Annotated in this window: 16 protein-coding genes, 1 tRNA gene and 2 pseudogenes; 3 read left to right on the forward strand and 16 right to left on the reverse strand. The window is 71.2% G+C overall.

Features of this window, described 5'->3' with window-relative positions; all coding sequences use genetic code 11:
- The first annotated feature begins 127 nt into the window (after positions 1-127).
- Positions 128-766 carry a class F sortase gene (locus ACFV8T_RS29190; protein WP_385333222.1) on the forward strand — a complete coding sequence of 213 codons (639 nt, stop codon included), beginning with the start codon at positions 128-130 and terminating at the stop codon, positions 764-766.
- 178 nt (positions 767-944) lie between these two features.
- Here ACFV8T_RS29190 and ACFV8T_RS29195 read toward each other — a convergent pair whose 3' ends face one another.
- The 8 genes from ACFV8T_RS29195 to ACFV8T_RS29230 form a co-directional block, all read right to left on the reverse strand.
- Positions 945-1,796 (reverse strand): RimK family alpha-L-glutamate ligase, encoded by an 852-nt coding sequence (locus ACFV8T_RS29195; RefSeq protein ID WP_385333224.1) that lies wholly within the window; start codon positions 1,794-1,796, stop codon positions 945-947.
- Positions 1,793-2,740: a RimK family alpha-L-glutamate ligase gene (locus ACFV8T_RS29200; protein WP_385333227.1), complete on the reverse strand. Its 948-nt coding sequence runs from the start codon at positions 2,738-2,740 to the stop codon at positions 1,793-1,795. The genes ACFV8T_RS29195 and ACFV8T_RS29200 overlap by 4 nt, the downstream gene beginning before the upstream one ends.
- A 212-nt stretch (positions 2,741-2,952) precedes the next feature.
- Entirely contained in the window at positions 2,953-3,342 is a 390-nt protein-coding gene (rbsD, locus tag ACFV8T_RS29205; protein ID WP_385333230.1) for a D-ribose pyranase, read from the reverse strand.
- Positions 3,339-4,319, reverse strand: coding sequence for a ribokinase (locus tag ACFV8T_RS29210; protein ID WP_385333233.1), 981 nt, complete (start codon positions 4,317-4,319; stop codon positions 3,339-3,341). The genes rbsD and ACFV8T_RS29210 overlap by 4 nt, the downstream gene beginning before the upstream one ends.
- A gap of 80 nt (positions 4,320-4,399) precedes the next feature.
- Positions 4,400-6,373, reverse strand: coding sequence for a substrate-binding domain-containing protein (locus tag ACFV8T_RS29215; protein WP_385333235.1), 1,974 nt, complete (start codon positions 6,371-6,373; stop codon positions 4,400-4,402).
- On the reverse strand, positions 6,363-7,925 hold the full coding sequence (locus ACFV8T_RS29220; RefSeq protein WP_385333237.1) for a sugar ABC transporter ATP-binding protein: 1,563 nt from the start codon (positions 7,923-7,925) through the stop codon (positions 6,363-6,365). Before ACFV8T_RS29220 ends, ACFV8T_RS29215 begins: the two co-directional genes overlap by 11 nt.
- Positions 7,922-8,938 carry a LacI family DNA-binding transcriptional regulator gene (locus ACFV8T_RS29225; protein WP_385333240.1) on the reverse strand — a complete coding sequence of 339 codons (1,017 nt, stop codon included), beginning with the start codon at positions 8,936-8,938 and terminating at the stop codon, positions 7,922-7,924. Before ACFV8T_RS29225 ends, ACFV8T_RS29220 begins: the two co-directional genes overlap by 4 nt.
- A gap of 418 nt (positions 8,939-9,356) precedes the next feature.
- Positions 9,357-9,444: transfer RNA gene (locus tag ACFV8T_RS29230), tRNA-Leu, on the reverse strand.
- A 177-nt stretch (positions 9,445-9,621) separates the two neighbouring features.
- On the opposite strand from ACFV8T_RS29230, the pseudogene ACFV8T_RS29235 reads away from it, so the two are divergent.
- Together ACFV8T_RS29235 and ACFV8T_RS29240 are read left to right on the forward strand one after the other, a co-directional pair.
- A pseudogene (locus ACFV8T_RS29235) lies at positions 9,622-10,055 on the forward strand (CoA transferase); the annotation flags it as partial.
- Between the two features lie 3 nt (positions 10,056-10,058).
- A pseudogene (locus ACFV8T_RS29240) lies at positions 10,059-10,387 on the forward strand (acetate--CoA ligase family protein); the annotation flags it as partial.
- 310 nt (positions 10,388-10,697) lie between these two features.
- Here the strand turns inward: ACFV8T_RS29240 and ACFV8T_RS29245 are convergent.
- The 8 genes from ACFV8T_RS29245 to ACFV8T_RS29280 are packed head-to-tail and all read right to left on the reverse strand — an operon-like array spanning position 10,698 to position 18,956.
- Positions 10,698-11,729: a sugar phosphate isomerase/epimerase family protein gene (locus ACFV8T_RS29245; protein WP_385333242.1), complete on the reverse strand. Its 1,032-nt coding sequence runs from the start codon at positions 11,727-11,729 to the stop codon at positions 10,698-10,700.
- A gap of 30 nt (positions 11,730-11,759) precedes the next feature.
- Complete coding sequence (locus tag ACFV8T_RS29250) at positions 11,760-13,136, reverse strand: alkaline phosphatase family protein (protein WP_385333455.1); 1,377 nt, start codon at positions 13,134-13,136, stop codon at positions 11,760-11,762.
- Between the two features lie 26 nt (positions 13,137-13,162).
- On the reverse strand, positions 13,163-14,338 hold the full coding sequence (eboE, locus tag ACFV8T_RS29255) for a metabolite traffic protein EboE (protein ID WP_385333244.1): 1,176 nt from the start codon (positions 14,336-14,338) through the stop codon (positions 13,163-13,165).
- A 4-nt stretch (positions 14,339-14,342) separates the two neighbouring features.
- On the reverse strand, positions 14,343-15,191 hold the full coding sequence (locus ACFV8T_RS29260; protein ID WP_385333247.1) for a TatD family hydrolase: 849 nt from the start codon (positions 15,189-15,191) through the stop codon (positions 14,343-14,345).
- Complete coding sequence (locus tag ACFV8T_RS29265; protein ID WP_385333249.1) at positions 15,191-15,856, reverse strand: EboA domain-containing protein; 666 nt, start codon at positions 15,854-15,856, stop codon at positions 15,191-15,193. Before ACFV8T_RS29265 ends, ACFV8T_RS29260 begins: the two co-directional genes overlap by 1 nt.
- 21 nt (positions 15,857-15,877) lie before the next feature.
- A complete protein-coding gene (locus ACFV8T_RS29270; RefSeq protein ID WP_385333251.1) occupies positions 15,878-16,768 on the reverse strand; it encodes a sugar phosphate isomerase/epimerase family protein in 891 nt (296 codons plus the stop codon).
- Positions 16,765-17,841: an SCO3242 family prenyltransferase gene (locus ACFV8T_RS29275; RefSeq protein ID WP_385333253.1), complete on the reverse strand. Its 1,077-nt coding sequence runs from the start codon at positions 17,839-17,841 to the stop codon at positions 16,765-16,767. The genes ACFV8T_RS29270 and ACFV8T_RS29275 overlap by 4 nt, the downstream gene beginning before the upstream one ends.
- A complete protein-coding gene (locus ACFV8T_RS29280; protein ID WP_385333256.1) occupies positions 17,838-18,956 on the reverse strand; it encodes an inositol-3-phosphate synthase in 1,119 nt (372 codons plus the stop codon). Before ACFV8T_RS29280 ends, ACFV8T_RS29275 begins: the two co-directional genes overlap by 4 nt.
- Positions 18,957-18,996: the final 40 nt, after the last annotated feature.

The raw sequence follows: 18,996 nt of genomic DNA on the forward strand, positions 1-18,996 counted from the left end.
GGCCGATCCCCGGGAGCCGACCGGCTGCCGAGCCAGTCGCGACGCTCACCGCAGTCGCCCGTCCTTCGTGGCGCCGTCCGTTCCCGGGCGGCGCCACTGCCGATCTCCGCCCAGACCTGGAGCCCCCATGTTCCGCACATCGTCTTCGCTCCGACGCGCCGCGCTGCCGCTGCTCGCCTGCCTCTTCCTCGCCGGTTGCTCCTCCGATGCCGCGGACGACTCGTCCGCCGCGGGGCCCGGCAGCAGCGCGAGCGCCGCTCTCGACGCTCCGGAGCAGACCGGTTCGAAGGGAGCGGGGAAGGCCGGGGGTTCCCGCTCCTCGGCGGCGGCCCCCGTCCGCGTCAGCATCCCGTCGCTCGGCATCGACAGCGAGCTGATGCGCCTCGGCCTCAACGGGGACGGCACCGTCGAGGTCCCGCCCGCCGACAAGGGCATGACCGCCGGCTGGTACACCGGTGGCGCCACTCCCGGTGAGCCCGGCGCCGCGGTCATCATCGGGCACAACAACACCCGCTTCGGAAAGGCCGTCTTCCACGATCTCAAGAAGATCGGCAAGGGAGCGGACATCGCCGTCAAGAACGACCGCGGCGCGGAACTCCACTTCAGGGTCACCGGCACCGAGACGGTCAGCAAGAAGACCTTCCCGACCGAGAAGGTCTACGGGGCCACCAGGACACGCGCCCTGCGTCTGATCACCTGCGACGGCGCCTTCGACGCCCAGGGCCACCCGGTGGACAACCTCATCGTGTACGCGCACCGGAGCTGACGGCGGCGCCGAGGACCCGTACCGGCAAAGATTGCACATCCGCACATGGCGCCCCCATGGCACCCGGAGCGGGCTCGCGCAAGCCCACCGACTGCCGGCTCCACGAAAGATCAGGTGCAGCTCTCCGTGCGGGAATCCGTCGGGTTCGGAAGGCGGGCCACGGATGTCAGCGCACGGCTCAACAAGAGCTGCGGCAAGGCGGAGCATCGGCTCGACGCAGGGAGCGTCGAAGTGCCAAGGCTGCCAGTGCCGCAGGGGCGCCCTTCGGTCCGCGGATGCCCGGGAAGGCGTTGATGTCGACCGCGACGGGCGCCCCCTCGCGGTCCAGCAGGTCGACACCGTAGACGTCCAGGCCGAAGACCTCCCCCGTGTGGAGGGCGAGTTCGGTCCAGGCCTGCGGCAGATCACGGACCAGTGGCGCGGACGGCGTACCGTCCGGCGGTATGCCCACTGGTGCGGGGCGCACCCCCGCGAACACCTTGCCCGCGATCACCCACAGCTTGTGGTCCCAGCCGCTGTTCGCGACGAACTCCTGCAGGACTACGGGTTCGTCGGGCCACTTTGCCGCGAGGTCCCGGAGCTCGGCCGGACCGTCCACGCGGGCGACCAGGTCCGCGCGTCGGCTGTGGCGGCTCTTGACCATGAGCGGGAAGCCGCTCTGAACCGGCTCCGCTCCGTGGACGGCTTCGGACAGCGCGTCCAGGGTCCTTGTCCGGGGCATCGGCAGTCCGGCGCCCTCCGCCACGGCGGCGATCCGGCTCCTGTCCTGGCACAGCTCCGTCGAGGCGGCGGAGTTCAGCACCCGGGCGCCGCGTGCTTCGAGGAAACGGGCCAGCACCAGGGCCCGGCGGGTATGGGCCTTGAGGAGGTAGACATCGGCGAGATCGTCCGCGGTCACCAGTTGCGACGGGGACCCGGTTCCGGTGTCCGGGTTCAGGAACGTCACCCGGTGCTTCGCCTCGGTCAGTGCGGCAGAGACTGCGGCGAGCAGTGGATGATCCGGCTTGTCGGTCAGCAGGCACACCCTCATATCTGCGCGGCCTCCGGCACGGCCGCCAGCACGTCCGCCTCGCGGCCGGGGACGGGGTGCGGTTGAAGCCGTCCATGGGGGATCTGCGGCTGCGCGGGAATGCGCGGGGCGGGGGCGAGCACGCCCCGCCGACCGGCGCCGCCCGCCCTGGCCAGGTCGAGGACGGCACCGGCCAACCTGGATACGGCGTCGGGGACCTGCCGGAAGCTCGGGAAGTCGTTGATGTCGACGATCACGGGGCCGTCGGGACCGAGCACCACGTCGATGCCGTACAGATCGAGGCCGAAGACCTCTCCCACCTTCGCCGCCACCGCGGCCACCTCGGCGGGCAGGGGGACGGCTCCCTCGTCGACCGACCCGTCCGGGTGGAGCGGGGAGCGGCGCAAGGTCGCGTGAAGCTCACCCGCGAGACAGTAGACCTTCAGATCGGAGCCCGGATTGGACACATAGGGCTGCGCGATGAGTTGGCCCTCCCCCGCCTGCTCCGCCTCCGCCAGCCGCCCGGGGTCCGCCACCAGCCGCACCCCGCGTCCCGAGCTGCCGTCGGCGGGCTTGACCACCAGAGGGAAGAGCTCGTCGGGAACATCCGCGAACAGCGTGGCCCTCGGTGCCGAATAGGTCACCGGAACCGGCAGCCCGTGCTGTCGAGCGATGACCGATGTGAAGACCTTGTCACGCACCGCGCGGATCGACCGCGCGTCGTTCACCGTGGTCAGGCCCACCGTCGCCGCGGCCTCCAACAAGGTGAGCCCGGGGCCGCCGGACACGGTCTTGAGTACCCAGGCGTCATGGGTCCCCGCCCTCACCTCCTCCGAGATCCGCAGGAGAGAGCCGCCGGGGCGCACCACGTCCACCTGGTGTCCCCACGACGACAGCCGCCGGACCACGTCAAGCGGCATGCCGTCATGCCGGTACAGCTCTTCGACGAGGAAGCAGAGCTTCATCCCAATACCCCTCGGTGCCCCATACCTGATGAGGGCAGAACGGTGCCTCGCGGTGCTCTTTCGAACACCACCAAAAGGGCAACGCTACGTCACGTCAGCCCCAAAGCAACCGCAGCCGGGGGTTACTGATGGTGCGTTGCCCCACCCGAGGCTCGGGACGGCCGCGCAGACCCGGCGTCCGTGATTCGCGCGCCCGGTGCCTGCCGTCCTTGTCAGAAGAAGACCCCGCACCGCAGCAGCACATTCGCGTACGGCCGCGCCTCCCCCGTCCGCACCACCAGCCGGGCCCCCGCCGCGAGTGCCTTCAGCTCCTCGTGGGGTACGTGGGCGAGTTCCGGGAGGCGCTCCTCCAGGAGGCGTGCGGCCTCCGGGTTGGCCTCCCGCACCTCGTGCGCCGCTGTCGCGCCCTCCACCACCAGTTCGTCCAGCAGCCCGTCGAGCACCTCGGCGAACGAGGGGACGCCGGCCCGGAAGGCCAGGTCGACGACCCGGGGGCCGACCGGGATGGGCATGCCCACGTCACAGATCAGCACTGCGTCGCCGTGGCCGAGTTCGGCCAGTGCTCCGGCGAGGTGGCGGTTGAGAATTCCTGCCTTCTTCACGGGGCCGGGACTTCCTCTGCGGTCGGGAGTACCTCTGCGGTCAGGAGTTCCTCTGTCGTCGGGAGTTCCTCCGCGGTCGGGAAGGAAGCCTGTGCGCCCTGCCTGGTGACTGCGGCCGCGCCCACCCGCACGGCGAACGCAGCGGCTTCGGCGAGTTCTTCGCCCAGGCCGAGCCGCCAGGCCAGGGCGGCCGTGAACGCGTCGCCGGCCCCGGTCGTGTCCACGGCTTCGACCTCGATGCTCGGTACGGGTACGGCATCGCCCGTGCGGCGGTCCGCGACGAGCGCCCCCGCCGCCCCCAGCGTGATCACGACCGAAAGCGGGCCGAGCGCGAGCAGTGCCCGTGCCCACTCCCGGGGCGTGGTGCCTGCGGCCTCGCCCAGCATGTAGCGCGCTTCGTGCTCGTTGACCACCAGCGGGTCGCAGGCTGCCAGCACGTGGGCGGGCAGGGGCGCGGGCGGTGACGGGTTCAGCACCAGCCGGGTACCGGGTGACATCGCACCGGCCACCTCCGCGACGGTCTCCAACGGGATCTCCAGCTGTACGGAGACGACCCGGGCCGCACCGAACAGGGGGCCGGCCGCCCGGATGTCCTCCGGGGTGAGGCGGGCATTGGCCCCCGGCGACACCACGATGCTGTTGTCACCCGAGGGGTCCACGGTGATCAGCGCGACGCCGGTGGGCGCCCCGCCCACGAGGACGCCGGCGGTGTCGACGCCCGCCGCCCGTTGTGAATCCAGCAGCAGGCGGCCATGCGCGTCGTCACCGACCCGGGCCAGCAGGGCCGTACGGGCTCCGAGGCGGGCGGCGGCGACTGCCTGGTTTCCGCCCTTGCCGCCCGGGTGGACGGCGAGATCGGAGCCGAGCACGGTCTCGCCGGGTGCGGGGCGGCGTTCGACACCGACGACCAGGTCGGCGTTGGCGGAGCCCACGACCAGCAGGTCGTACCGGTCGTGGTCGTGGTCGCTCTCGTACATGGTTCCTGCTTTCCGTGGTCAGGCGTTGCTCGGGTCGGGCCCGGTCCCGTTCAGGCGCACCGGGTACCGTTCGGTCGCGCTCAGGAGAAGTCGGCGACGTTGCTCCTGGTGACGACCTTGACCGGCACCTTCACCGTGCTCTCGACCTTCTTGCCCTCTGCCGCCGCCACGGCGTTCTGTACGGCGATCCTGCCCAGCTCCTTCGGCTGCTGTGCCACGGACGCGTACAGCGTCCCTGCGGCAACCGCCTTCAGGCCGTCCGGAGTTCCGTCGAATCCGACGACGGGCACCGACGCTCCCGCCTTGCTGCCGAGTGCCTTGACCGCGCCGAGCGCCATCTCGTCGTTCTCGGCGAAAACACCGGTGATACCGGGGTGGGACTGGAGCAGGTTGGTCATGACGTCCAGGCCCTTCGTGCGGTCGAAGTCCGCCGGCTGCTTGGCCACGACCTTGATGCCCGGATACGCCTTGAGGCCTTCGGCGAAGCCGGCGCCGCGCTCGCGACTGGCCGAGGTGCCGGCCGTCCCCTGCAGGATGGCGATGCTGCCCTTGCCCCCGAGCTTCTCGGCCAGTGCCTTGGCGGCGAGCCTGCCGCCCGCGACGTTGTCGGACGCCACGAGCGTCGCGGTCCGTGCCTTGTTGACGCCTCGATCGGCGGCGATCACGGGGATGTCCGCCTTGTTGGCGCCCTGGACGGCGGGGCCCGCCGCATCCGAGTCCACCGGATTGACGATGATCGACTTCATGCCCGAACTCGTGAAGTTCTGGAGCTGGTTGGCCTGCTGCGAGGCGTCGTTCTGCGCATCGGTGACGGTGAGGTCGACCCCGGCTGCCTTCGCCTCCGCCTGCGCGCCCGCCTTCATCTGTACGAAGAAAGGGTTGTTGAGCGTGGAGAGCGACATGCCCACCTTGGTGTTGCCGCCGGAGGAGCCGGAGTTGAAGTAGGACACCCCGCCCACGACGACGGCCACGCACAGGGCGGCAACAGCGAACTTGACCGCACCCGCTCCCCTGCGCCCGGATCCCGGCGAGCCCGGCGCGGCGGACGAACCGCCCGGTGCGGCGGCTCCGGAACCGGCCTTGCGGCGGAGTGTGTCCAGCAGCACCGCGAGCGCGATGACGACACCGATGACGACCTGCTGCCAGAACGCGGAGACGGAGAGGAGGTTCAGCCCGTTGCGGAGGACGGCGAGGATGAGTGCGCCGATCAGGGTTCCGGACGCCTTGCCGACACCGCCGGCGAGGCTGGCACCGCCGATGACCACTGCGGCGATCGCGTCGAGTTCGTAACCCTGCGCGGCCTGCGGCTGCGCGGAGGTCAGCCGGGAGGCGAGGACGATGCCCGCGACCGCGGCGAAGAGGCCGGACAGGGCGTAGATGGCCAGTTTCTGCCGCTTGACGCGCAGTCCGGAGAGCCGGGCCGCCTCCTCGTTGCCGCCGATCGCGTACATCGAACGGCCGATGTAGGTACGGGCCAGGATCAGCGCCGCGATCAGTCCCATCACGATCATCACGAGCACCGGGACGGGCAACCAGCCACCGAGCGTGTCACCGAGCACGGAGACCGAGCCGGGGAAGTCGATCGGCTTGCCCTGGGAGATGACCAGGGACAGACCGCGCGCGATCGACAGCATCGCCAGCGTCGCGATGAACGGCGGCAGTTTGCCGTACGAGACGAGCGCCCCGTTGACGAAGCCGCACGCGATGCCGGTGGCCGCGGCGAGGATGAGCGCCAGCCAGACCGGCACCCCCTCCGAGGTCGCCGTCCAGGCCAGGACGGTCGCCGAGAGCGCGGCGACCGAGCCCACGGACAGGTCGATGCCCGCCGAGACGATCACGAAGGTGACACCGAACGCGAGGATCGCGGTGACGGCGGCCTGCACACCGATGTTCAGCAGGTTCTGGGTGGTCAGGAAGTCGCTGGAGAGCAGCGACATCGCCACCAGCAGGACGACCAGAGCGCTGAGCGCGCCGTTGTCGAGCAGGAGCCGGCGGACCGTGTGCCCTGCGGCGCCGCTGGCGCCCGTATTGCTCTTGAGCGTGTCAGTGGCCACGAGGGCTCTCCTCTTCGTTCGCAGTCGGATCTGCTGCCGCGGTTGTCGTGGGGGGTGTCGTGGGGGGTGCGCTGACGGCAAGGGCCATCACGGCGTCCTGGGTCGCTTCGTGCGCGGGGAGCTCCCCCGCGATCCGGCCCTGGGACATGACCAGCACCCGGTCGCTCATGCCGAGGACTTCGGGCAGGTCGCTGGAGATCATCAGAACCGCGTGGCCCGATGCCGTGAGTTCGTTGATGAGCTGGTAGATCTCGACCTTGGCACCGACGTCGATACCGCGGGTCGGTTCGTCGAGGATCAGCACTCTGGTGTCGGCGAGCAGCCACTTGCCGATGACGACCTTCTGCTGGTTGCCACCGGAGAGCGTGCGGACATGCTGGCCGAGACCCGCCATCCGTACGCCGAGTTGTTCGGCGATCCGAGCTGCGGCCACGCGCTGCCCCTTGAGGTCCACGAGTCCGGAGCGGCTGGCCGAGCGCAGGGTGACCAGGCCGAGGTTCTCCTGCACCGAGGCATCGAGCACCAGGCCCTGCCCCTTGCGGTCCTCGGGTACGAGGCCGATTCCGGCACCCATCGCCGCGGTGACGTCGTGCCTGGCCAGCCGCTCGCCGAGCACGTCGACGGTGCCGCCGTCGTAGGGGTCGGCGCCGAAGACGGCGCGTGCGACCTCGGTGCGCCCGGCGCCGACGAGGCCGGCGAGACCGACCACCTCTCCGGCCCGCACCTCGAAGCTGATGTCGTGGAACACGCCGTTGCGGGTCAGGCCGCGCACGGACAGCAACGGGCTGCCGGTTTCGGGGCGTTCGCGGGGGTACTGCTGGTCGATGCTGCGTCCCACCATCAGCTGGACGAGTTCCGCCTCGGGGGTCGACGCGGGCACCTGGTCGATGCTCCGGCCGTCGCGCAGCACCGTGACCCGGTCACCGAGTGCCGCGATCTCCTCCAGGTGGTGGGTGATGAAGACGACCCCCACCCCGTCCGCACGCAGCTGCCGCACGATCCGGAAGAGCTTGTCGACCTCCTCCGAGGTGAGGACCGCGGTCGGCTCGTCCATGATCAGGACGCGGGCGTCCAGGCTGAGCGCCTTGGCGATCTCCACCATCTGCAGCCGGGCGATGCCCAGTTCGCGGATCTTTGCTTTCGGTGAGACATGCAGGCCGACACGGCGCAGGAGCACCTCGGCGTCCGCCTCCATGCGACGCCGGTCGATCATCCCGAAGCGGCGCGGCTGGCGGCCGAGGAAGATGTTCTCGGCGACGGTGAGATCGGGTACCAGGTTGAACTCCTGGTAGATCGTGGCGATTCCGAGCCGTTCGGCGTCCTGTGCGCCGTGGATACGGACCTCGCGCCCCTGGGCGAAGATCCGGCCGCTGTCCGGGCGGTAGGCACCGGAGAGCATTTTGATGAGCGTGCTCTTGCCGGCTCCGTTCTCGCCGAGCAGGACATGCACTTCGCCGCTGCGCAGGTCGAAGTCCACGCTGTCCAGCGCGACCACACCGGGGAAGGTCTTGCGTACGCCTTCGATGCGCAGCAACTCGTCCGGATTGCTCACAAGTTGCTCCTCTGGTCCGAAGCGGGCTCGCCGCAGGAACGGCGTATGACGAGGCGGGCGGGAAGGGTGACGGACTGCGGGGACCGGCCTTCGACGATGTCGACCAGGGCGCGAACGGCGGCACGGCCGAGGTCGCCGGTCGGCTGGGCGATCGCCGTGATCGGCGGGTCGGTGTGGACGAACCACGGGATGTCGTCGAAGGCGGCGAGTCCGATGTCCTGCGGGACGCGCAGTCCGGCCGCGCGGATGGCGTCCAGCGCGCCGAGTGCCATCAGGTTGTCGGCGGCGAACACGACCTCGGGCGGTTCGGGGAGCGCCAGGAAGCGCTCGGTGACGCGTCGGCCGCTGTCCGCCTGGAAGTCGCCCTGGCCGATGTAGACGTCGGGCAGGGTGAGTTCGTAGGCGCACAGCGCCTCGCGGAAGGCCTCGACGCGCTCGTTGCCCGTGGTGGTGGCCGCGGGGCCGGCGATGATGGCGAGTCTGCGGCGGCCCAGCGCGTGCAGATGGGCGACCAGGTCCCGGATCGCGCGGCGGCCGTCGGCGCGCACGACGGGGACGTCGACACCGGGCATCCAGCGGTCCACGAAGACCATCGGGGTGCCGTCGTGTGCCACATCCGCCATCAGCGGGGAGTCGCCGTCCGCGGGAGAGACGAGAAGCCCGTCGATCCTTCGGTCGAGGAGCGTACGGACGTGGTGGTCCTGCAGCTCCGGCCGCTCGTCGGCGTTGCCGATGATGACGCTGTAGCCGAGGGCGCGGGCCTCCTCCTCGACGAAGCGGGCCAGTTCGGTGAAGTACGGGTTCAGCACATCGCTGATGACCAGGCCGAGGGTGCGCGTCTGATCGGTGCGCAGCGAGCGGGCGACGGCGTTGGGCCGGTAGCCGAGGGCGTCGACGGCGGCGATCACTCGGGTCCGCGCGTCCGGGCTGACGGACGGATGGCTGTTGAGAACACGGGAGACCGTGGCGACAGAGACTCCCGCCTGGGCCGCGACGTCCTTGATGCTCGTCATGTCCGGACCACCTCCTTGTGGTTTCCGTACGCCTCGAAACCAGCGGATCACAGCCGTGGAATCGATTACACGGATGATTGGAAACGATTACATGGCTGGAAACAAGACCCCACCCGCTGTCCGAGACCGGATCGTAACGAGTGAGAAGGAACGGAGGTGAGGAGTACTCCGGGCACACGAGCGGGGACGCCGCGTCATGTTCGGCATCCGGGCGGCAACCCCGGCGGCGGCAGCGACCGCACCGTCCCGAGGGGGAGTGCTGCAGCGAATCACCGAAGGCCGCCCCTGAGCCAATGACCTCGGGTTCGGTGGCCTCGCCCCGGCTGCGGCGGCCTCGTTCCGCGTGGCCGTTGGTCACGCGCTCGATCGCACCACTGCCCGGAAACGCAGAAGACCCCAGGTGAACTGGGGTCTCAGCTGGTGTCCGAGGGGGGACTTGAACCCCCACGCCCGATAAAGGGCACTAGCACCTCAAGCTAGCGCGTCTGCCATTCCGCCACCCGGACCAGGTGGTCGGCCCCGGTTTCCCGCGGCGACATGGAAAACAATACCAGGGGTTCGGGGTGGGTCTCACCCGCATTTCCCGTGGTCAGTGCGGTGCGGCGGAGACGCCCGGCGCGATCCCGTACCGCTTCGTCCACCCCTACCACGTCCCGTAGTCACGCTCGCACACTTAGTGCACGGTGGGCCGGCATCCGCTCTCCGCACCCATCGGACGCCCGGAACCGGCGGACGACCCCGGGTGGGCGGCGCCCGAGGCCCGTTTACCCAAGCTCGACAAGATGTTCCAGCTCAGCGAGGAGTGGTCCTCGGCACTGCCCAAGCGGGACGTACTGGAGCAGCTCAACGCCCACAACATCCCCTGCGGCCCGATCCTCTCCGCCTAGGAGATCGTCGAGGACGAGTCCCTCGTCGCCAACGAGACGGCCGTCCGGGTCGAGCATCCGGAACGTGGCACGTTCACCACGGTGGGATCCCCGCGCTGAAACTCTCCGACTCCCCCGTGGACGTGGTGACTTCGCCCCTGCCGGGTGAGCACAACGAAGAGGTGTACGTCGGTGAACCGGGCCTCGGCGACGAGGAACTGCGGTTGCTGAAGTCGGACGGAGTCATCTGAGCCATGACCGGATCACAGGATCGCGAACGGGTACGGGAACTGTTCGACTCCGTCCGGGCCGCCGGGCGCGACACGCTCACCGCCCCCGGGGGGAAATCATCACCAAGGCCCACGGAATCGCCGTGCCGGGCGAGGAGCTGGCCCAGGACGTCGACGAGGCCGTGTCGTACGCCGACCGGCTCGGCCGGCCGGTCGTGCTGAAGGTCGTCTCCCCGGAGGTGCTGCACAAGACGGAGGCCGGCGGTGTCGTCATCGGCGTGGAGGGCGCCTCGGAGGTACGGGCCGCGTTCTGCCGGATCGTCGAGAACATGCGGGCGTACGCACCCGATGCAGCGGGAAGCTGGTCAGTGGTCTGTTCGGCGGCGGTCTCGGCTCGATGGTGGTCGACGCCTGGGGCTACGACGGTGCCTACGCGCTCGCCGGTGGGATCTCCATGGCGGCGGCCGGCTTCGCGCTGCTGCTGAAGCAGCCGGGACATCCACGGGTGCGCGGCACGGCCCCGGATCCGGTGTGCCGGTCGGCCGGGAAGCCGTCTGAGCCCTCTCCACGGATACCGACGACGACGGCCCTCCCCGCCCTTTGCGAGGAGGGTCATCGTGCGTGCCGGACCACGCGAGCCCGGCATGATCCGAACGAGAGGCCCTAGCAGCCCTTGCGGCGCAGTGTGTGCAGGTAGGCGGCCGAGCGGCGGGCCGTGGTGAAGGAGTCGACGATCGGCTGGTCGTGCTCCACCTGCCAGTGGTGGTCACGGCGGCCGCCGTGGGTCCTGGTGACGGCACTGAGGAACTTCTTGTAGTCGATGTCGCCGTCCCCGACGTCCACCATGCGGTAGCCGTCGCGGGCCGCGATGTCGTGCTCGCCGTCCTTGACGTGGAAGAGCGGGTAGCGGTCGGGCTGCTTCAGTACGTAGTGCAACGGGTCGAAGGTGTCGGGGGTGCCGTCGGCCCGCTTGCCGAACCGGAACTGGCCGACATAGGCCCAGTAGATGTCCATCTCCAGGAAGACCAGATCGGGGTCGGTCTCGGCGAGCAGTACGTCGTAGAGGCGGACATCGGGCCGGTCGGTGGCGAAGGAGAACTCCTCGGCGTGGTTGTGCTGGTAGAACTTCATGCCGCGTGCCCTGGCCGCGGCACCATAGGTGTTGAAGTCCGCGGCGGCGCGCTTCCAGGCGTCGACCGTCGATCCGTAGCGGAACGGTCCCGAGGCGGTACCGACATGCTTGAGGCCGAGGGCCTGGGCGTCGTCGAGGACCTTGGTGAGGTTCTGCGCGAAGGTGTAGGCGTTCGGGTTGTTGTCGTCGTAGTAGCCGACGTGACTGCCGATGCCCTTGAGCCCGTGGTCGCGGGTGAGCCGCTTGAGCTGGGCGAGGGTGATGGCACCGGCCGAACCCTGGGTGTAGCCGGCGTACTCGACCTCGTCGTAGCCGTACGCCTCCAGTTCGGCGAAGACCTTGTCGAAGCCGAGGGTCGAGACCTTGTCGCGGAGGGTGTAGAGCTGGATTCCGAGACGGCCGGGCGGCAGCAGCGGGTCGCCCTGGGGCCTGCCCTGGGCGGTGGCGGCGGGGGCCGCGGCGCCGAGGAGGGCTGCTGCGGTGGCTCCGGCGGCCACGCCGAGCATGGAGCGCCGGCTGAGCTTGCGGGCGAGTTCGGCGTCGACGGGGGTGCGGCGGCTCATGAGGGAACTCCTTCTGGGGGCGGGACGTTGTCAGTGCAGTCCGGCAAGCTCAAGGAGCAAGGACTTCACTTCGGTGGCCCGGACGGGGCCGGTGAACGCGTGGGGGGTGGAGCACAGGATGAGCGGACCTTCTTCGTCGCTCTGCGGAAGGCGGCCGTGGCTGCCGCGAATAGGTGACGGGTCCAGGGGTACGACCGCCATGCGGTAGCGCATGCCGAGCTTCTTGCGGGCGACGGCCGTGGCCGCCTTGACGCGGACGTACGGGTCCTGGGGGTCCAGGAAGAGTTCGACGGGGTCGTAGCCGGGTTTGCGATGGATCTCGACGAGCTGCGCGAAGTCGGGTGCGCGGGCGTCGTCGAGCCAGTAGTAGTACGTGAACCAGGCATCCGGGTCCGCGACGGCGACCAGCTCGCCGGAGCGCGGATGGTCGAGGCCGTGTTCCTTCTTGCCCTCGTCGTCGAGGAGCTGCTCGATGCCCTGGACGTCCCGGAGTGCTTCGCGGGTCGCTTCGAGGTCCTCGGGGCGGCGTACGTAGATGTGGGCGAGCTGGTGGTCGGCGACGGCGAAGGCGCGGGAAGCCATCGGGTCGAGGTATTCCATGCCGTCCTGGGTGTGGACCTCCAGGAGGCCGGCGCGGCGCAGGGCCCGGTTGATGTCCACGGGCCGGTCGACACGGGTGATGCCGTATTCGGAGAGGGCGACGACGGTGCGGCCCTCGCGGCGGGCGTCGTCCAGGAGGGGGGCCATGGCGCGGTCGAGTTCGGCCGCGGCCCGGTAGGAGCGCGGGTCGTCGGGACCGTAGCGCTGGAGGTCGTAGTCGAGATGCGGGAGGTAGCACAGGGCCAGGTCGGGGTGGCGGGTGTCGAGGATGTGCCGGGTCGCGTCGATGATCCACTGCGAGGAGACGAGGTCCGCGCCGGGGCCCCAGAAGTGGAAGAGGGGGAATGTGCCGAATTTCACGGTGAGTTCGTCGTGCAGGGCGGGCGGCCGGGTGTAGCAGTCGGGTTCCTTGCGTCCGTCGGCGTAGTAGACGGGGCGCGGGGTGACGGTGATGTCGGTGTCGGCGCCCATCGCGTACCACCAGCAGATGTTGGCGACCGTGAAGCCGGGGTGGGCGCGGCGGGCGGCGTCCCAGAGTTTGTCGCCCGCGACCAGTCCGTTGTGCTGGCGCCAGAGCAGGACGTCGCCGAGTTCGCGGAAGTACCAGCCGTTGGCGACGATGCCGTGTTCGGCGGGGGTGGTGCCGGTGAGGAAGGTGGACTGGGCCGCGCACGTGACGGCGGGGAGGACGGTGCCGAGGGGCGCGTGGGTGCCGGACTGCCCCAGGGCCTTCAGGTGCGGCATGTGGTCGAGGAGCCGTGGGGTGAGGCCGACGACATCGATGACGAGGAGGGGGTGGGGAGTCATGGGCCCGGTGGGCTGCTCGGCTGTGGTCACGGGAGCTCCTTGAGGCCGAGGTCGACCAGGAGGTCGCGGGCGAGGGTGAGTTCGGCGGCGATGCCGTCGGCGAGCTGGGTGCGGGTCCGGGGGCGCAGCGCGGCCGGGAGCGCCTGCCAGGTGTACGTCTCGACCTCCAGGTGCCTGGTGAGGGGCCGTGCGCCGCCCACCAGTCGGGTCAGTGCGGAACTGAGCACGGGAAGGGTGGAGGTGAGCGGTGGTGCGGGGGGTGCGTGCAGGGGGACGTGGAAGTGGGAGCGCCAGGGGGTTCCGTCCGGCAGGGCCCGGCCGGTGACGGCCTCGCCGAGGTCGTCGGTGCCGCGCAGCCCGGCGGCGGTGTCGGTGCGGGTCTGGTGCAGGAAGCGGGGCTCGGCGAAGGCGGCGAGTGCGGCGCGCACCTCGGGGAGGTGGGGGTGTTCGGCGTGCAGGGCGGCGGAGAGCTGTGCCTTGGCGATCGGGATGCCCGCCGCGTCGAGCGCGTCGACGGCGGTGTCGGGGTCCTCGAAGGAGGTGGCCAGGTGGCAGGTGTCGATGCAGATGCCGATGCGTGGGTGTCCGACGGCGGTGAGGGGTGAGATGGCGTCGGCGGTGGTCTCGACCGTGCAGCCCGGCTCGGGTTCGAGGCCGATACGGATGGACTTGCCGGTGAGTTCGGCGAGTGCGTCCAGGCGTTCGCCGAGGGTGGTGAGCGCGGTGTGTGCCGCTCGGGCCGCCTCCGGGTCCGAGTCGAAGGGGGTGCGCCAGGCGATCGGGAGGGTGGAGATGGTTCCTTCGGTGGCGTCGTCGGGGAGCAGGCCGGCCAGCAGCCGGGCGAGGTCGGTGGTGTGGGCGAGACGCTCCGGATCCGTCCAGTCGGGCTTGTACACGCGGTACTTGACCTCGTCGGCGCCGAATCCCTCGTACGGGAAGCCGTTGAGGGTGACCACCTCCAGGCCGCGGCGGTCCAGTTCGGCGTGGAGGGACCGCAGCTCGGCGGGGTCGTTGACCAGGGTGCGGGCCGCGTCCCTGGCGAGCCAGAGGCCGATGCCGAGCCGGTCGCGGCCGAGGCGTCTGCGGACCGGTTCGCAGTGGTCGCGCAGTTGGGCGCGGACGCCGTCGAGCGTCTCGGCTGGGTGGACGTTGGTGCAGTACGAGAGGTGGACGGTGGAGCCGTCGGGGTGGCGGAAGCGCATCGCCTCACTCCCCGCCGCGCAGGATGGAGTTGCCTTCGTGGAGGGGTTCCGGCGCGGCGATGCCGAGCTGGAGCCGGCCGCTCTGTCCGTAGAAGGCGACGGGGTTGCGCCAGAGCACCTGGTCGACGTCGTCGTCGCTGAATCCGGCGGCGAGCATCGCGTCGCCCACCTTGCGGGTCTTGAGCGGATCGCTTCTGCCCCAGTCGGCGGCCGAGTTGACCAGGACCTTCTCGGTGCCGTGGATCCTGAGGATCGCGATCATGCGGTCCTCGTCCATCTTGGTGTCGGGGTAGATGGAGAATCCGGCCCAGCAGCCGCTGTCCAGGGCGTCCTTCACGGTGGTCTCGTTGAGGTGGTCGAGCAGGACCCGCTCCGGGGAGAGGTGGGATTCGCGGATGACGTCGAGGGTGCGGTGCAGCCCGGCGAGCTTGTCCCGGTGCGGGGTGTGCACGAGGGCGGGCAGGCCGTGGTCGGCGGCGAGCTGGAGCTGGGCGGCCAGGGCGGTGTCCTCGGCCGGGGTCATGGAGTCGTAGCCGATCTCGCCGACGGCGACGACCGAGTCCTTGACGAGATAGCGGGGCAGGGCCTCCAGGACGGGGACGCAGCGCGGGTCGTTCGCCTCCTTGGGGTTGAGGGCGAGCGTGCAGTGGTGGGCGATGCCGTACTGGGCGGCGCGGAAGGGTTCCCAGCCGAGCAGGGCATCGAAGTAGTCGAAGAAGCTGGCGGGCGAGGTGCGGGGCTGGCCGAGCCAGAAGGAGGGTTCGACGAGGGCGCGGACCCCCGCGTCGTACATCGCCCGGTAGTCGTCCGTGGTGCGGGAGGTCATATGGATGTGCGGGTCGAAGATGCGCATCAGGACTCCTCCGTGGGGGCGGCTGCACCGGGGGTGGTGAGTTCGAGGACGCGAGTGAGATCGGCGGGGACACTGCGGCCCGCCGCGGTGCGTTCGGCGGCGAAGTCGCCGAGCATGCGGGCGAGTTCGGCGTCGCCGCGCGCGCGTCGGGCCAGTCCGTCGACGGCGTCGACGGGGACCTCGGTGAAAAGGCACTTGAGAATGGCGTGGCGCCAGCTGTGCGGATCGAGATGGGTGGCGGCGTACGGGCCGACGGCCGCGGCGATCAGCCGGGTGTCGTTGGTGCGCAGGGCGTCCTCGACGACGGGAAGGGCGGTGGGGCCGAGGTCGAGGCGGTGCAGGGTGAGCAGGACGGCCCGTCGTTCGGCGGCGGTGCCCTGTTCGTAGAGCCTGGTCAGGGCGGGCAGCGCGGCACGGGCTTCGATGAGCAGCAGGGCGCGTACGGAGTCGGCGTGTTCGAGTCCGCAGTGCCGGCCGGCCGCGGCGTACCGCAGTTCCCACGACGGGGCGGCGTACGGTCCGCCGGGCTGTTCGGTGTCCTGGTGGGTGGCGGAGTGCTCCGCCTCGGCGAGGGCCTCGTCGAGCCAGGCGCGCGCGGCTCCGCCGAGCTGTGTGTCGAGTTCCTTGCGGGTCAGCAGCGGGGGGTTCGTCGGGGACATCGGCATGGCGTCGCTCCCTTCGGCGGTTCAGCGGCTCGACGGACTGTCGCTCGACGGACTGTGGTGGCTCGACGGACTGTGTTCGCGGAGGAACTCGATGGAGGTGCGGGCGAGTTCGGGGCCGGCGTGGGAGTGGCGGGGCAGTTCGACAACGGTGAGGCCGCGGTATCCGGTGCCGGAGAGGGTGTCGAGTGCTTCGAGTACGGGCGGGAAGTCGATCTCGCCCTCGCCGAACGGGAGGTGTTCATGGACGCCGCGGCGCATGTCCTCGATCTGGACGTGGCGCAGCCAGGGCGCGGCGTCGCGGACGCAGTCGACGGGCAGGGCGGGCTCCAGGCACTGGCAGTGGCCGATGTCGAGGGTGAGCCCGAGCGGTGGCGGATCTCCGCTGAGGACGCGCAGATGGTGGAAGTCGGCGAGGTTGGCGAGGAGGTGTCCGGGCTCGGGTTCGATCGCCAGGGGAATGCCGGAGCGGTCGGCGGCCTCCAGGACCGGGGCGAGGGAGCCGGTGAGCCGCTGCCAGGCGGTGTCGGGGGTGGTGTCCGGTGGGGTGATGCCGCTGAAGCAGTGCACGGCGTGGGCGCCGAGGTCGGCGGCGATGCCGACGGCCCGGACGAGCAGCCGGGTGCGGGCGGCGCGGGCCTCCGGGTCCGGATCGAGGAGGGACGGGCCGTGCTTGCGGCGTGGGTCGAGGACGTAGCGGGCGCCGGTCTCGACCGTGACGCCGAGCCCCAGCTCCTGGAGCCTCGAAGCCACGTGTCGGGTGCGGGTGGCGACGTCCGGGGCGAGGGGGTCGAGGTGCATGTGGTCGAGGGTCAGGCCGACCCCGTCGTACCCGAGGTCGGCGAGGAGACCGAGGGCGTCGTCCAGGCGGAGGTCGGTGAGCCCGTTGGTGCCGTAGCCGTAGCGGATCGTCATGTCGGGCTCACCTTCCGGGCGAGGGTGCGGGCGATCGGTACGAGTCCCATGACGGCGAGCCCCGTGCCGACCGCTCCCGCGCGGGCGGCGAGGGCGGCCTGGAGCGGGATCATCGCCCGGATGCCGCCGCCGACGGCGCGCTGGGTGAGCGGCGGGGACGGGTTGAGCGCGGCGTGGAGCAGGGGGACCGCGGCGGTCCGGAAGTAGGAGCCGGTGAGCGCGGTGCGCACGAGACCGGGGGCGGTGGGCGTGGTGGGGGCGAGGGGCGTCGGTGCTCGGTGCGAGGGGTGCGGGCGGGGCGACTCGTCCCGGCTGCCGCTCCCCGTACGCGGGTCCGCCGCCGGGGCTCCGCACCGCCCGCGCTGCTCGTGCACGGCCGCCGCGCCCAGTGCGGCCACGGCCGCGAGCGCGGCGAGGGGTGCGGTGGTGGATCCGCCGTGCGCCTCGTGCCGGGAGACGGCGGTGACGGCGTAGGTGTGCGCGCCCAGCAGGCCGGCGGCCGGAAGGGCCGCGCGGACGGAGCCGCGCCCAGCCGATTCCGGCCCAGCGGCGGCTCCCGCGCCGGAGTCGGCTCCCGGGCCTGGGACGGCTCCCGAACCCGCCCGCGCCCCCATGGCCCGCTTCGCCGCCCCGGTTGCGGTGGCCCCGAGCAGCAGGTCCAGGCCGCGTGCGGCCGCCATCGCGGCCGGCCCGGCCGGGGTGTGCTTCAACCGGAGGTCGTACGCCCACACGGTCGCCGCCAGCCCCGTGGCCACGGCGAGGGCCGGGCGGCCGGCCCCGGCGGCGAGGCCCAGCCCCGCGGCCGTCAGCGTGCCCGCCGCCGCGAGGGCCGCACCGGGTGCGATCCGGCCCGAGGGGATCGGCCGGTGCGGGCGGTCGATGGCGTCCTCCTCGCGGTCGGCCCAGTCGTTGAGCGCCATGCCCGCCTCGTACAGGCAGAGCGAGGCGCCGACGGCGAGCACGGTTCCGCGGTCGGGACGCCGGCCGCTCGCCGCCGCCCCGGCGAGCGCGTCGCCGGGGACGGTGAAGAGGGCGGACACCCGTAGCAGTTCCGCCCAGGCGCGTATCGTCACTGTTCCCCCCGCAGCGTCTCGGCGAAGGCGAGCAGCGCAAGGTACTGCTCGAAGAGCGCGGCCGGGCCGCCGTCCGGGTCCTTGAAGTAGAAGCCGAGCTGGGGCAGGGGGCCGCTCATGCCCCGCTCGTGGGCGCGGGCCACCAGCCTGGCCAGGTCCAGGACCAGGGGCGCGGCCAGTGCGGAGTCGCAGCCCTGCCAGGTGGTCTGGAGCACCATCCGCGCACCGAGGAACCCGTCGAACGCGATGTGGTCCCAGGCGGTCTTCCAGTCGCCGAGGGCCGGTACGTCGTCGATGTGGACCTCGCCCTCGGGGGCGGTGCCCAGGGTGTCGGCGAGGACGCGTTCCTTGCCGGCGTTCTTGGCGGCCGCCGCGCCCGGGTCGGCCAGCGCCGCTCCGTCCCCGCCGCCGAGCAGGTTGGTCCCCGACCAGGCCCGTACGGGCAGGGCGCGTTGCACGAACATCGGGGCGAGTACGGAGCGGAGCAGCGTCTGGCCGGTCTTGCCGTCGCGGCCCGCGTGAGGAAGTCCGCAGGCCGCGACGGCGTCCCGGAGCGCGGGGGTGCGCAGCCCGGTGGAGGGGGTGAAGTTGATGTAGGGGCAGCCGGCCCTCAGTGCCGCCGCCGCGTAGAGCGAGCTGGCGGGCAGCCTCTGTTCGCCGGGAGCCGGGACGGGTTCCGTGGACGCCACGTTGATGACGACCGTCCTGGCCAGGTCGTTCCGGTGCCCGAAGTCGGTGAGGTCGGCGGCGAACGCGGTGATGAGTTCCTCGTCGCTTCGGGTGTCGCCGGGCAATGGGCCGCCGGGCCGTATCTCCGCGTCCGCGGCGGCCAGTTCGGCGTGCACCGCCGAGGGCAGACCGTGCGGCAGCACTCCCCCGGCCGCCAGTGCCTCGGCCCGTTTCGGCAGCGGGCAGCCGGCCGTGTCGTGTCCGCCGAAGACGAGCGAGGTGAGTGCGGGCAGCCCGCTGCCCGCGAAGGGTGGGGTCTCGGTGACCATGCCTGCCGCCGGGTGGAGCCCTGCCGCGACCGCCGCGCACCCCGCGGTGGCGGTGGTGGCGACGGAGCCGCGTGCTCCGATGAACCAGACTCCGGTACGTACGGCGGGTGCTGACACGGACTGCCTCCCTGGCTGGGGGTGCTGGCTGGGCAGAGCG

Origin of the sequence: Streptomyces sp. NPDC059832 (genome assembly GCF_042731715.1) — a bacterium.
In the GTDB taxonomy this organism is placed as follows: domain Bacteria; phylum Actinomycetota; class Actinomycetes; order Streptomycetales; family Streptomycetaceae; genus Streptomyces.